The sequence below is a fragment of the Yeosuana aromativorans genome, assembly GCF_014646655.1.
Taxonomy (GTDB): Bacteria; Bacteroidota; Bacteroidia; order Flavobacteriales; family Flavobacteriaceae; genus Yeosuana; species Yeosuana aromativorans.
Genome location: NZ_BMNR01000008.1, coordinates 60,225 through 73,242, shown reverse-complemented (window position 1 = coordinate 73,242; position 13,018 = coordinate 60,225). Strand labels below are relative to the sequence as shown.

Here is a 13,018-nt window from a genome sequence, read left to right as displayed (position 1 = left end):
ATCTTTTTAAGATTGGCTTTTTTTAATTTGCAGGTAACCATCATAATATAAAATCGTTTTAATGTTTTTATACCAAACGTTACTAAAACAAGTTCAGTACTAGTAAACGAAGTTAGTTAAAATTTCCCTGCATCATTCAGAAACCACAAATGTTTTCATCATATTTTTGCTGGCCGGGTTTGGTACTTCAGATATTAAAACATATTTGCCTGGTGTTAGAGTTGCAGTAAAATAACCCGTATCACCTGCCAGCATATTGTTAACACCACCTAAAAAAGTAACGCCTTGTGGTGCAGGGTCAATCAGACCCTTTGGATTGGACCAATCCATCCAATTATTAAGATCGTCCAAATTGGCTGTATCATCCAGTTTGGCAAGGTTGACATCATGCCCAACAAAGTTTTCGTGAACAATTTGGTCTTTGTAAAACACTGAAAAAGTATGTGCTCCAGATTGAATGGAATCGTTAAAAACAATACCATCCGTACTTGAAATGGTAATGGCAATATCGGCTTTAGGTTCTTTGTTTCCAGAGTCGGTATCTGAAACAATAAGTTCTTTTACCATACCCATAGAACCGTGGAACACACCATTGCTCATTTTTACATAACATTCAACGGGGTAATAGCCGGGTTTTATTTTCATGGTGGTCACAGCAACATGGTTTGGAGAGATTAAGCCAGTACCTCCTACAAATTTAACGTCGTTAAACCATTTTGGTAGGTTTCCAAACTCAGCAAACCCTTCTTCGGGATTGCCTTCAGTGATCAGTTTCATGCCAGCATCAAAAGGAGGCAATACACGAGCTTTTATAGTATCTAAAGTTTTGCCGTCTGGGTAGTCGTCAATTAGCATGAAATGGGTTTGTGGTGACGCATTTTTATAACGAAATGTCACCCATCCTGATGGAATGGTATCAGGCATTTGAAATTCCATGTTTTCCGTAAGGACATCAATGACTTGTTCCTTTTTCGTTTCAGCATCTTCAGTAGTTTTTTTCTTTTTATCAGATTTACAGGATTGAAATACCGTTGAAATCATCAAAATAACAATAAAAAAAGCTACATGTTTAATGGGTTTGTAAGTAGTAAAATACGTTTTCATATTACTAATGGTTGGTTAATAATTTTTGCTAATACCATAAATATAAGGATATTAGCTCAAAACTGCAACCTAAAACTTACATTAGGGGTAATACCAAGCGATTGGTTTTCAACCTTAGATACCATATTATCGTCGTCTATGGTGTAATACGAATTGATGACATTTTTTTTGTTGGTGACATTCCAAACGGAAGCACCAACAGTAGCGTGCGTTTTTGCAGAGAAATCAAAATCATAGGTCGCTGAACAGTCGGCCCGTAAATAATCTTTTAAGTTGCTGCTGTTTGGAGCCTCATAATTAATTTCGCCGTCAGTAGATTCATTGCCAGCAATAGGTTGCGTAGTGGGTTTTCCGGTGTGCCAGTTTAATCCCAAAGCGATTTTAAATTGGTTGTATGTATAAGTGCCGGCTACAGTAAGTGCATGTCTGATATCGGTGTTATTGGGGAATGGCTCTCCGTTATTTAAATCTTGAAAGGTGTAATTGTTTTTGCTATAGGAATAACTTAACCAGGTGCTTATCAAATCATTGAATTGCTTGTTTACCAAAAAATCAACACCTTGTATTTGGTAGCTGCCAATGGCATTTACAAACTGGTATTGGTTTTGAAATCCTTGACTTCTGGTAGTTATGCCATCCACTTTTTTAATATAGGCTTCGGCACTGATTAAGAGTTGGTTTTTGTTATAATGGATGCCCGTAGAAATTTGCTTGCTTTTGATGATGGGAATATCATCATTGTTGGACAAAATCCATCGGCGTTTTTCTATCCCCAGAAAATCGTTCTGTAAGTCTATGATTTGAGAAGTGGTTTGGCTTTTAAATTCGCCCAAGACCTCAAATCTGAAATCGTTTAAAAAGCGTTGGCTGAAACTTAGTCTAGGTTCAACTAAAAACAGATTGAATTTTTGGTGGTAATTAATGCGTGTGCCAAATTTTAAATTGGTTTTGGCGTTGTTTGACAGTAAAGATGTTTCGGCATATACGGCATGACTGCGAATGACTTCTTTGATATAACTTCTAAAAACAGGATTATTGACGTCTTCAAGATTGCTCACGCCAACTTCAGAAAATTGATAGCCACCATTAAATTTTATATTGTGATTGGCTTTGAAATTCACATCAATTTTAGCAGAATTATCAGTGACTTTGTTTTCTTGAATCAATCGCTGATTGTTGATAACATCAAAGTTAGTGGCATCTAAATTATAATTGGTCACATATATTTGCGCTGTGGTTGACAGACGGGTATTCCAATCTTTGGTGTAGGTGATTCCCGTGGCTAAATTTTGTTGTGAGAGTTTGCTGTTCAGTGCTTCATTGTTATCATTCACAGTAGATTGCTCATCATAGTTTAGGTCGTTGTTGACGTTTAAAAAATGAACCCGAATTCTATCTGTTGGTGTGATATCGTATAAAAATTTGGCCGTGATATCATAAAAATAAAAATCTTCATTTTTAGAAATGGAATAGGAACCATTTTGGTTATTGGTTAAATCTGAATCCTGAAAAATGCGTTTGAAATATTGGTCATAGGTTGGCGTAACAACCAGATCGGTAATGGAACGTCTGGTGGACACTTGCAGTTCTGTCTTTTTTGAAAGCGGTATTTTTGCATACACATCCGCATTAATCAAATTAAATCCGGCTCCGGCTTTAAATTCATTGTCAACAGTGTTTGAGAGTTGCATATCAATCACGCTGGAAATGCCGTCGCCATATTTGGCCCGTGTTCCGTTTTTTGAAATATTGACTTGTTTTGTGGTGTACGGATTAAAGGCCGAAATCAACCCAAAAAAATGTCCGGATTGATACATTTTAATACCGTCCCACAAAAACAGGTTTTGGTCATGGGTGCCACCTCTCACATTGATATTGGACACGGTTTCATCAACACTGTAAATTCCGGGAAGCGCTTGGATGGTTTGCAACACATCAGGCTCTATAAGTCCTGGTAAAATTCCAAAGGTCTCTGGTTTTATGGTTGTGGTCCCGTCATTGAGTTGTGTGATACCTTTTGTCAGATAATTGGTCACAACAACTTCTTCAAGACGTTGTGGTATTATAAACTCATCCGTGTGCTCAAACTCTCTAATGACCACAAAATGGTCGTCTAACATTTGAAAATCCAAACCGGTTTCTGCTTTCAGATAATTTAAGGTCTCTTTTAAAGTCAGGTTATCTTTTGGTACAGTCACGCTTTTGTTTTTCACGGTAGCATCGGCATAAGAAAAACTGATGTTGTATGTTGCTTCAATGGCTTTTAAAACATCAGTAAGCGGTAGCTTGTCTTTTTGAACAGTTTGAGCGTTTAAGCACAACATATTCAAAAAAAACAATAAAATAATAAGAGAAAGAAACCCTTTTCTAGTCACGCTTGAGTGTTATAGTATGATTGGTTTTACTATAGGTCACATGTAAAGGTAAAGTAATTGCTTTTAAGGCCAAATTAAAATTATTATGGGCAAAACTACCAGTGAACAATTGATTGGTGTCAATATTTTGAACGTTAAAAGTGACATCATATTGTCTTTCAAACTCAGCTAAAACCTCTTTGTATGGCAGGCTTTCAAACTGACTTACGTTATTTAACCACGAAGGCGTTGTGCGATTTTCTTTTTCCTTAGCAATTAATTTCCCATCAATAATCAAAAAGCTGTCGCCAGCCTTTAATGTTGTAAGTTGGGAGTTATAGGTAACGCCAACGATGCCTTCGTAGCAAATAACTTCAAAATAATGATTTCTTTGTTTTACATTAAACTGGGTGCCAAATACGGTTACGGTGCCAGTTTTGGTTTTTACCTTAAATGTAGAGCCTTTCGCAACCTTAAAAAAGGCTTCGCCATCCAGTTCTACATCGCGCTCATGGCTCCACGATTTTTCGTTGTATGCCAAATAGCTTTTGGCATTGAGCGAAACCGTTGATGCATCAGGTAGTTCTATAGTTGTTTTTTGGGCCACGTCGGTTGTGATTGTGGTATCTAATGTTGTGGTGTAGTAGTATAAGCTAAAACAAATGGCAAGAATGGCAGCTACTTGCATAGCTGGTTTAAACCAATGTGTTGGTTTTTTCTTGGTTTTTTGAATAGTTTTTAAAGCGCGTTCCAGTTCTTCAGATGTATTATAGTCCTCTGCTTTAAAGGCTTGAACGCCATTGGACAACTTGACTAAATCATCGTAATCTTCAATCGCTTTAAACGCTTCAAGTTCTTGATCGTTTAGATCGTTATTTAACCATTTTGATATTAACAATTCTTTTTCCATGATATCTTATACAACTATATAACAGTTAATACTTATTTTTTCCTACCCTTCAGAAATAAAAATTTAAAATTTCAAGTTCCTGGTTTCAAGTTTCAGGTTTTTGAATATAATTTTAAATCGTCAATCGTTAAAGTTCTTTAATATCTTGACGCAATTTTTCCAAGGCACCATAAATCCGTTTTTCTACGGCTTTAGTTGAAATATTTAAAATTTCAGCAATTTCCTTAAAGCGTTTGCCTTCAACCCGGTTCATCATAAAAGCAACACGTTGCGCTTCGGTTAAATTTGAAAGCGCTGTTTGCAGTTTTTGCATATACTCATCTTCTTGCATTAAAAACTCAGGACTTTCATTGGTATATGTTTTGGGTTTGGTCTGTTGGTGTTTTAAAACCACTTTTTGATGGGCTACTTCATTTAGCATTAAATTGTTGGCCGCGGTAAACAAAAAACTCTTGGCTTTATCTGGTGTTATTTTTGAGCAGTTTTCCCATAGTTTAATAAAGGCCTCTTGTACTTTGTCTTTAGGGTTTAACAAGTCTCCAAACTTATAGTATAAAAAGTTATGTAAATCTTTGGAGTGTTTTTTAAATATGGAAGAAAAAATATGCTCTTCACAAATATGGTCATGTAATTGTTTCCCCATTATAACAGGTGATTGTTTGCACTAAAATATAAAAAAAGGAAACATAGGGTAGGAATTTTTGGTTTTAAGATGTTTTATAATAAAAATGCTATGTTTAACCCAAAATTACTAATTATGAAAACTAAACTTACGTTTCTATTACTACCTCTTTTTGCCCTTATCATGTTTACGTCTTGTCAAAAAGAAGTTGTTGAAGTTACAAATCCTAATGAGGCTGAAGCATTGGTTGCCAATTCTGAATTGACAACATTGATAAGTTCAACCTCTAAAATGGATGGTTCAAAAGACAACATCATTGACAGGGCCAGCTGTATGTCAGTTGAATTACCCGTAACCGTCATTGCCAATGGCCTTGAGATCACGATTGATTCTGAAGAAGATTATCAAGTTATTAAGGCCATTTTTGATGAATTTGAAGACGATCAAGACAGTCTACAGATTATCTTTCCTATTACAATTGTATTGGCAGACCATACTGAAATTGTTGTTGAGAACCGAGATGCTCTACAAAACCTTGCTGCCGAATGCCAAGGAGAAAATCAACCTGATGATGATATAGAATGTATTGATTTTCAATATCCAATATCGTTTTCTGTTTACAATACCGATTTCCAGGTTATTAACAATGTAACCATTGAAAACGACAGGCAGTTATTTAGATTTATTCACCGAGTTAAACAAGGCGAAGTGTTTGCTAGTCTGGATTTCCCTGTGACCATGGAATTGGCCGACGGTTCTACTGTCGTAGTGCATAATAATCTGGAATTACAGAACACCATTAATGATGCTAAAGATAGTTGTAATGAAGATGATAACAATAATTTCCATGACCATGATTTTACCTTAGACCGATTAAATTCTTTGTTGGTAACCTGTCCGTGGGTAGTCCATGATTTTGATAGAAACGCCGTGAATTTAACAGATCAGTACCGTGAATTTGTGATGTCATTCAAAGAAGATGGAGTGGTTAAAGTGCGTGCTAGAAGTGGCGATGTGCTAACAGGAAAATGGACAACCAGACTTACTGATAATGGCGCTTTAATAAAATTGGAATTTGACAGTTTGGTGGACTTTTCACTGGAATGGTATGTATATGATATTGAACATGGAAGAATAAAATTGTGGGCCGAAGGCGGCAATAAAATCATCTTGGCTAAAAACTGCGATATCGTTTTTGATCAAACCAAGACACGAATTGAGAACTATTTAAAAGAATGTTTCTGGCGAGTAGAACGTTTGAACATTCTGGGAACCGATAAGGAAAGTGACTACATTGGAACACCTTTGAAATTTGAAAATGATGGCGTTGTAAAATTACGAGTGAAAGGTCAACTAGTAACCGGTACATGGGAAGTTCTTGAAGCCAATATAGGTTTTGTATTGCAAATTCATATAGACGGCAGACCAGATTTACAATTAGAATGGCTGGTTACATTCTTAGAGGCAGACTTGATAAAACTTGTGAATATAAATAACGCTATGGTCTTAAAGCGATTCTGCCCAGATGGTGATAATGATATAAATTATATTAATGATGTCATGATTTCATCAAATTGGCAAGTGGCTTTGTATACTGAAGGTGATGTTGACAAAACCGACAACTATTTCATGTACTCCATAAATTTCCTTGAAAGTGGTGCTGTTGCTGTAACAGATCCCAATAATGGTTTAATTGATGGATCTTGGCTAGCCTACAGAAACGAAGGTTTGTTTTTAGGATTGAATTTTGGAATAGAACCACCGTTTCAAGTGATAAACCATAGATGGAAAATCACCTCAATCTCACAAACCAGAATTGAATTGAAAGATTTTAGTTCAACAGGCACTGTAGAGCGCGTGTTGGTCTTAGAAGTTAAATAAAGAAAAAGGGAAGCTTTTTTATATTCGGTTGGTTAGGTTAGTTATTTAAGTTTCCTTTATAAAGGCTGTCAAACAATATGTTTTGACAGCCTTTTATTATTCCTGTTTTTTTATAGATTGAGGCTTCAATAATACACATCAAATCCTTAAATTTGCCCATCTTAAAATTTGAAAAGGAATTATGTTTAATAATTTAAGCGAGAAGTTAGATAAGGCGTTACACGTTCTAAAGGGGCATGGAAGCATTACAGAGGTCAATGTTGCTGAAACTTTAAAGGAAGTGAGACGTGCTTTGTTGGATGCCGATGTTAATTTTAAAATAGCCAAGGAGTTTACAAATAAAGTCAAGGAAAAGGCTTTGGGTCAAAATGTGTTGACAACCTTACAACCAGGTCAGTTAATGGTTAAAATAGTTAAGGACGAATTGACTCAGCTTATGGGTGGAGATGCCGAGGGAATCAATCTGTCTGGCACGCCAAGTGTGATTTTAATGTCTGGTTTGCAAGGTTCTGGTAAAACAACATTTTCCGGTAAACTGGCCAATTATCTAAAAAACAAAAAAACAAAAAAACCGCTATTGGTAGCCTGTGATGTCTATCGTCCTGCTGCAATTGATCAGTTACATGTTGTAGGTGAGCAAATAAATGTTGAGGTTTTTAGTGATAAAGGAAATACAGATCCTGTAGCTATTGCAAAAGCGGGTATAGCCCATGCCAAAGCCAACGGGTTTAATGTGGTGATTATTGATACTGCAGGTCGTTTGGCAGTTGATGAAGTCATGATGACCGAAATATCAAATATCCATAAAGCCATTCAACCACAAGAAACCTTGTTTGTGGTCGATTCCATGACCGGTCAGGATGCCGTTAATACGGCTAAAGCTTTTAATGATGTATTGAATTTTGACGGGGTTATCCTTACCAAGTTGGATGGTGATACACGAGGTGGAGCCGCTATTTCAATTAAATCGGTGGTTGATAAGCCAATCAAGTTTATTGGTACGGGTGAAAAGATGGAAGCTATTGATGTGTTTCATCCCTCTCGTATGGCCGACCGTATTTTGGGAATGGGTGATGTGGTGTCCTTGGTGGAGCGTGCCCAAGAGCAGTTTGATGAGGTTGAGGCCAGAAAACTTCAAAAGAAAATAGCCAAGAACCAGTTTGGGTTTGATGATTTCTTAAAACAGATTCAGCAAATCAAGAAAATGGGGAACATGAAAGACTTGATGGGTATGATTCCTGGTGCCGGGAAAATGCTGAAAGATGTTGATATTGATGACGACGCCTTTAAAAGTATTGAAGCCATCATACACTCAATGACCCCAAAAGAGCGAACCAATCCATCCATTATTGATGCCAGTAGAAAAAAACGTATAGGAAAAGGCGCTGGAACGTCCGTGCAACAAGTCAATCAGTTGCTCAAACAATTTAACCAAATGAGCAAAATGATGAAAATGATGCAAGGTGGAGGCGGTAAAAAAATGATGCAAATGATGAAGAACATGAGATAATACCTCATGTTTTTTATTTTAAATAAAATTCAACTATGATTCTATTAGATGGTTTACAAGTAAGTAAGGATATCAAGAGTGAAATTGCTATTGAGGTTCAAAAAATGAAGGACAATGGCGAGAAAGTTCCTCATTTAGCAGCTGTTTTGGTAGGGACTGATGGTGCCAGTATGACCTATGTAAATTCAAAAGTAAAAGATTGTGAAATGGTTGGCTTTGGTTCCACATTAATTGATTTACCCGAAGATACATCTGAAGAAAAATTAATGGATATCATTCACGACCTTAATACCAATGATGATATTGACGGTTTTATTGTGCAATTGCCGTTGCCCAAACATATTGATGAACAAAAGATTTTAATGGCTATCAATCCAGACAAGGATGTGGATGGGTTTCATCCAACCAATGTTGGTAAAATGACTTTAGGGTTACCAACATTTATATCGGCAACCCCTTTTGGAATTATAGAGTTACTTGAGCGTTATCATGTTGAAACTTCTGGAAAGCATGTGGTTGTAATGGGAAGAAGCCATATTGTTGGTCGCCCCATGAGTATCTTAATGAGCCAGAAACGCAAAGCTGGGGATGCAACTGTGACAGTGGTGCACAGCCGCACAAAAAATCTAGCCGACATAACAAAAACCGCTGATATTATTGTAGCCGCTATTGGTATTTCAGAGTTTTTGACCGGAGATATGGTAAAAGATGGCGTTGTTATTATCGATGTTGGTATTACCCGTGTTCCAGATGAAACTAAAAAACGAGGATATAGATTGGCTGGAGATGTTGATTTTGAAAGTGTTAGTAAAAAAGCGAGTTATATTACGCCTGTTCCTGGTGGCGTGGGGCCTATGACCAGGGCTATGCTGCTAAAAAATACCTTATTGGCCAGAAAACAGCACTTGCTTTAATAAGTTTTTCAGGTTTTTATGATTTTATTCTGCTGAAGGAGGAACATCTTTTCTGTATTTTAGCATTGATACCCCAGAAATAAAAAAAACACCTCCTAAAATGGTTAATGCCCAAGGGCTTAGGACTACCATATTATTGCCAAAAATGCCTAGAACACCTAAAATTAAGGCCACCATCCCACCAACAGTTAAAATTATTGCTAATACTCGTATCATGATTTTTTGAATTATGAGGCTAAGATAAAGCTCTCCCAAGAATTTATGTTATAGGATTATATATGATAACACCACAATTCCCATTGAATGTTATAATCTTTTTTTAATACTATTTTGCGAATAATTGAGACAAATCTTTAAAGGCTTTAAACTCTAAAGCATTTCCTGCGGGATCATAAAAAAACATGGTGGCTTGCTCACCAACTTGACCGGCAAACCGAATATAAGGTTCAATGACAAATTGAATCTTTTTTTCTTTTAAATGCTCTGCAAAAGTTTGAAAATCATTCCAAGGTAATACAATCCCAAAATGCGGTACAGGAACATCTTTACCATCCACTGGATTTGTATGCAATGTGTCGTTTGATTTGGGCTTATAATGAATGACCAATTGATGACCAAAGAAATTAAAATCAACCCAATGATCACTGCTTCGCCCTTCTTCACAACCTAAAACATCACGATAAAACGTTCTGCATTCTTTTAGATTATGAACTGGGATGGCTAAATGAAAAGGAGAAATGGTTGCCATATTTTATAAGTTTCTGTTATTTCTTTGTTTTGTAATGGATTTGCTATATGTTTTAGTAGAATCTTCTATCAAAACATGCAGTTCCTTTAATTCCTCTTTGGTTAACTCACGGTACTCTCCAGCAGGCACATCAAGTTTTATGTTCATGATCCTTACCCGTTTTAAAGTCTGAACCTCATAATTCAAATATTCGCACATACGACGTATTTGCCTGTTTAAACCTTGTGTTAAGATGATTTTGAACTCGTACGTGCTTAACTTTTCGACCTTGCATTTTTTGGTCGTTCGGTTTAAATCGGCCAAGGGAATACCACCAGACATTCGCTCTATAAAGGTTTGGGAAATGGGTTTATCAACTGTTACTATATATTCTTTTTCGTGGTTGTTGCTGGCTCTCAAAATTTTGTTCACAATATCGCCATCATCCGTTAAAAGAATCAAGCCTTCACTGGGTTTGTCTAATCTTCCAATAGGGAAAATACGTTTTGGATAGTTTATAAAATCGATGATATTGTCTTTTTCAACAGATGTATCGGTGGTACAAACAATGCCAATGGGTTTATTAAAAGCTAGGTAAACAAAGGCTTCTTTGTTGTCAATAACAGGTCTCCCGTCAACGGCAACCACATCGTCTTGCGTTATTTTTGTGCCCATTTCTGGCACAACACCATTAATGGTTACGCGACCAGCTTCAATCAGCTTGTCAGCTTCCCTGCGCGAACAATAGCCTATTTCGCTTAAATATTTATTGATTCGTTTTAATTGCCCTTCCATAGTTTGCAAAGATAACAACTTTAATCTTCAATAAATTCTGAAATATATAAGGTTACCGTTTTATGGTTAAGGGAATGCCCTAGGCCTTGTGTGGTGATGAGTTTGCTGTTTTTAAAACTATTTTTAATGCGAATGGCGTCATCATATGGAATAATATCGTCATTTTCATCGTGAATGATAAGTCCTTCGGGTGTTATTGTTTTGCAAGATATTGCTGTAGAAAATGACTCTGGTGGTGCTCCAAATCGGTGTTCAATGAGTGTGTTTAGCTCATTGATGACCCGCTCATTATAACCAAGCATATCGGTATAGCGTTTTAAAATATCTTTAAAATCGGATGGCGCGCCCAAAAGAACCAGTTTTTCAATACTTTTTAATTGGTATTTATTCTGAAAAAAAACCGTAGCCATACCACCAACGGAATGTCCAATGATAATGTTGGGATTGAATTTTTTAGCCACAACATGAATGAATTCTGAATATAGCAGAGCGTTAAAAACATTGCCCCTAGAATTGCCATGAGCGGGAGCATCAAGAGCGATGATATTATAACCCTCTTTTTTTAAATGATTTACAAGCGGTTTCCATCTGCCTGAATTACTTTCCCAACCATGAACTAATATGACGGTTTCTTTATTGCCAGGCCATTGGTAGGTCATTATTTCTTTAGATTGGTAATGAAGTTTTTCTTTTGTGGATGTTTCTAAAAAGGTAGCTTGGGCTTCAGTGATCTTGCCTTTTCTTGGTTTTGAAAATAAAGCCAGTGCCATGTTGGCAGCATAGCTTTTTGACACATAACTTAACGCATTAACATAAGCACCAACAAGCTTGACTAAAACAGACGCCATTAATCTTCCCTGTTAACACTGTTTATTGAAAAGGCAGGTGTACAGATCGCCAAATATTCGCAAGGCTCGGTAAACGGATTAGAGTACTGGACTCTTGTATGTCGTTCTATTTTTATGGATTGACCAGCTTCCAGAACAACCATTTCACCTTCAATGATAAATTGCTTTTTGCCTTTGATGATAAATGTGAATTCATCAAATTCAGGTGTTTGAAACGGTTCGCTCCAGCCAGCAGGCGCAATCATGTGTGCAATGCTAATGTTGGGATTGCCATCGGTAGCCAGGCCAAAATGTTCTTTGATGACTTTGCCATCATTTGTGGGAACTACAAATGGATTATTTTGTATGGTGTATTTTTTCATCTGAATCTATTTTATTTTTTGAGGGGCTTTTTTTTGATCATACCGCCTTTTAAATCTTTTACGGTGCCCATGACAATAAAGGCATTTCTATCAATTTTGTCTATTTCGGTTTGCAGTTTTGACAACTCTAAACGTGTGACGACCGTGTAAATAATATCCTTGTCATAGCTTTCTTTTTGTTTTCCAAAACCACCTTTCCCAGCATAAATGGTACAGGCTCTGCGTAATTTTTCAATAAGCATGGTTCGTATCGCTTCGTGATGATTTGAAATAATGGTAACACCTACATACTCTTCAACGCCATCCACAACAAAATCAACCGTTTTTGCGGCTGCTAAATACGTAAGAATAGCATACAAAGCAGTTTCAATGGACAACATATAGGCGCCAAAAGAGAAAATGATGATATTGATTAGCAATAGTACATCACCAATGGTCAATGATAATTTTCTGCTTAAAAAAATGGCTAATATTTCAGTGCCATCTATCACGCTTCCTCCCCGCATGGACATGCCTATTCCAAGACCCAAAAAGAAACCGCCAAAAACAGCTATAAGTAGTTTGTCTTCAGTAATGATTGGATAATCAATAAAATGAACTACAGCTGCCAGAAAAGAAATAGCAATAATACTTTTGATTGCAAATTTTAAATTAATGGTCTTTGAAGCCAACAATAAAAAAGGCAGGTTTACAAGTACCAACAGCATACTTAAATTAAGCACTGTGATATTTTTTAACAACAATGAAATACCAGTGGCGCCACCATCAATAAAATGGTTTGGCAACAAAAAGCCTTTTAAACCAAAACCGGCTGAAAAAACACCAATAATGATAAAAATGTAGTCTTGTATGGCATGCGAAAATTCTACCTGAAGGTTTTTAACTACAGGTAAGATGTCTTTGTCATTGATAGTTTTTGAACCCTTTTTTGCCTTGATTTTTTTTCGGGCAACATCAACAAATATTTTTGAAAGGTATGGGTTCATTATAA

The 13,018-nt window shown here is 36.5% G+C and carries 13 protein-coding genes; 3 read left to right on the top strand and 10 right to left on the bottom strand.

The window, feature by feature from the left end:
- Window positions 1–132 precede the first annotated feature (132 nt).
- From IEW94_RS15075 to IEW94_RS15060, 4 genes are all read right to left on the bottom strand, one after another.
- Complete coding sequence (locus IEW94_RS15075; RefSeq protein ID WP_229669542.1) at window positions 133–1,104, bottom strand: hypothetical protein; 972 nt, start codon at window positions 1,102–1,104, stop codon at window positions 133–135.
- A 56-nt stretch (window positions 1,105–1,160) separates the two neighbouring features.
- Window positions 1,161–3,428 (bottom strand): TonB-dependent receptor plug domain-containing protein, encoded by a 2,268-nt coding sequence (locus IEW94_RS15070; RefSeq protein WP_229669541.1) that lies wholly within the window; start codon window positions 3,426–3,428, stop codon window positions 1,161–1,163.
- 43 nt (window positions 3,429–3,471) lie between these two features.
- Window positions 3,472–4,368, bottom strand: coding sequence for a FecR family protein (locus tag IEW94_RS15065; RefSeq protein WP_188654579.1), 897 nt, complete (start codon window positions 4,366–4,368; stop codon window positions 3,472–3,474).
- A 127-nt stretch (window positions 4,369–4,495) separates the two neighbouring features.
- Window positions 4,496–5,011 (bottom strand): RNA polymerase sigma factor, encoded by a 516-nt coding sequence (locus IEW94_RS15060; protein WP_188654577.1) that lies wholly within the window; start codon window positions 5,009–5,011, stop codon window positions 4,496–4,498.
- A 114-nt stretch (window positions 5,012–5,125) separates the two neighbouring features.
- Here IEW94_RS15060 and IEW94_RS15055 point away from each other — a divergent pair, with 114 nt between their 5' ends.
- From IEW94_RS15055 to IEW94_RS15045, 3 genes are all read left to right on the top strand, one after another.
- A complete protein-coding gene (locus IEW94_RS15055; RefSeq protein ID WP_188654575.1) occupies window positions 5,126–6,871 on the top strand; it encodes a hypothetical protein in 1,746 nt (581 codons plus the stop codon).
- Between the two features lie 181 nt (window positions 6,872–7,052).
- Complete coding sequence (gene ffh, locus IEW94_RS15050) at window positions 7,053–8,381, top strand: signal recognition particle protein (RefSeq protein WP_188654573.1); 1,329 nt, start codon at window positions 7,053–7,055, stop codon at window positions 8,379–8,381.
- 35 nt (window positions 8,382–8,416) lie between these two features.
- Window positions 8,417–9,295, top strand: a complete 879-nt coding sequence (locus IEW94_RS15045; RefSeq protein WP_188654572.1) for a bifunctional 5,10-methylenetetrahydrofolate dehydrogenase/5,10-methenyltetrahydrofolate cyclohydrolase — start codon at window positions 8,417–8,419, stop codon at window positions 9,293–9,295.
- 24 nt (window positions 9,296–9,319) lie between these two features.
- Here the strand turns inward: IEW94_RS15045 and IEW94_RS15040 are convergent, their stop codons facing one another.
- The 6 genes from IEW94_RS15040 to IEW94_RS15015 form a co-directional block, all read right to left on the bottom strand.
- The gene (locus IEW94_RS15040) at window positions 9,320–9,511 is read right to left on the bottom strand and encodes a hypothetical protein (RefSeq protein ID WP_188654570.1); all 192 of its coding nucleotides are present in this window, start codon (window positions 9,509–9,511) and stop codon (window positions 9,320–9,322) included.
- 109 nt (window positions 9,512–9,620) lie between these two features.
- Window positions 9,621–10,043, bottom strand: a complete 423-nt coding sequence (locus tag IEW94_RS15035; RefSeq protein WP_188654568.1) for a VOC family protein — start codon at window positions 10,041–10,043, stop codon at window positions 9,621–9,623.
- A 3-nt stretch (window positions 10,044–10,046) separates the two neighbouring features.
- Window positions 10,047–10,817, bottom strand: coding sequence for a 23S rRNA pseudouridine(2604) synthase RluF (rluF, locus tag IEW94_RS15030; RefSeq protein ID WP_188654566.1), 771 nt, complete (start codon window positions 10,815–10,817; stop codon window positions 10,047–10,049).
- A gap of 20 nt (window positions 10,818–10,837) precedes the next feature.
- Window positions 10,838–11,665, bottom strand: a complete 828-nt coding sequence (locus IEW94_RS15025; RefSeq protein ID WP_188654564.1) for an alpha/beta hydrolase — start codon at window positions 11,663–11,665, stop codon at window positions 10,838–10,840.
- Window positions 11,665–12,027 carry a cupin domain-containing protein gene (locus tag IEW94_RS15020; RefSeq protein WP_188654562.1) on the bottom strand — a complete coding sequence of 121 codons (363 nt, stop codon included), beginning with the start codon at window positions 12,025–12,027 and terminating at the stop codon, window positions 11,665–11,667. Before IEW94_RS15020 ends, IEW94_RS15025 begins: the two co-directional genes overlap by 1 nt.
- An 11-nt stretch (window positions 12,028–12,038) precedes the next feature.
- Window positions 12,039–13,013 (bottom strand): YitT family protein, encoded by a 975-nt coding sequence (locus IEW94_RS15015; RefSeq protein ID WP_188654560.1) that lies wholly within the window; start codon window positions 13,011–13,013, stop codon window positions 12,039–12,041.
- Window positions 13,014–13,018 lie beyond the last annotated feature (5 nt).

Excerpts from the sequence above, each read along its gene's own strand:
- IEW94_RS15065 (WP_188654579.1), bottom strand. The coding sequence starts at position 4,368 with ATGGAAAAAGAATTGTTAATATCAAAATGGTTAAATAACGATCTAAAC.
- IEW94_RS15020 (WP_188654562.1), bottom strand. The coding sequence starts at position 12,027 with ATGAAAAAATACACCATACAAAATAATCCATTTGTAGTTCCCACAAAT.
- IEW94_RS15025 (WP_188654564.1), bottom strand. The coding sequence starts at position 11,665 with ATGGCGTCTGTTTTAGTCAAGCTTGTTGGTGCTTATGTTAATGCGTTA.
- IEW94_RS15045 (WP_188654572.1), top strand. The coding sequence starts at position 8,417 with ATGATTCTATTAGATGGTTTACAAGTAAGTAAGGATATCAAGAGTGAA.
- IEW94_RS15035 (WP_188654568.1), bottom strand. The coding sequence starts at position 10,043 with ATGGCAACCATTTCTCCTTTTCATTTAGCCATCCCAGTTCATAATCTA.
- IEW94_RS15070 (WP_229669541.1), bottom strand. The coding sequence starts at position 3,428 with ATGTTGTGCTTAAACGCTCAAACTGTTCAAAAAGACAAGCTACCGCTT.
- IEW94_RS15055 (WP_188654575.1), top strand. The coding sequence starts at position 5,126 with ATGAAAACTAAACTTACGTTTCTATTACTACCTCTTTTTGCCCTTATC.
- IEW94_RS15075 (WP_229669542.1), bottom strand. The coding sequence starts at position 1,104 with ATGAAAACGTATTTTACTACTTACAAACCCATTAAACATGTAGCTTTT.
- IEW94_RS15015 (WP_188654560.1), bottom strand. The coding sequence starts at position 13,013 with ATGAACCCATACCTTTCAAAAATATTTGTTGATGTTGCCCGAAAAAAA.
- IEW94_RS15060 (WP_188654577.1), bottom strand. The coding sequence starts at position 5,011 with ATGGGGAAACAATTACATGACCATATTTGTGAAGAGCATATTTTTTCT.
- ffh (WP_188654573.1), top strand. The coding sequence starts at position 7,053 with ATGTTTAATAATTTAAGCGAGAAGTTAGATAAGGCGTTACACGTTCTA.
- IEW94_RS15040 (WP_188654570.1), bottom strand. The coding sequence starts at position 9,511 with ATGATACGAGTATTAGCAATAATTTTAACTGTTGGTGGGATGGTGGCC.
- rluF (WP_188654566.1), bottom strand. The coding sequence starts at position 10,817 with ATGGAAGGGCAATTAAAACGAATCAATAAATATTTAAGCGAAATAGGC.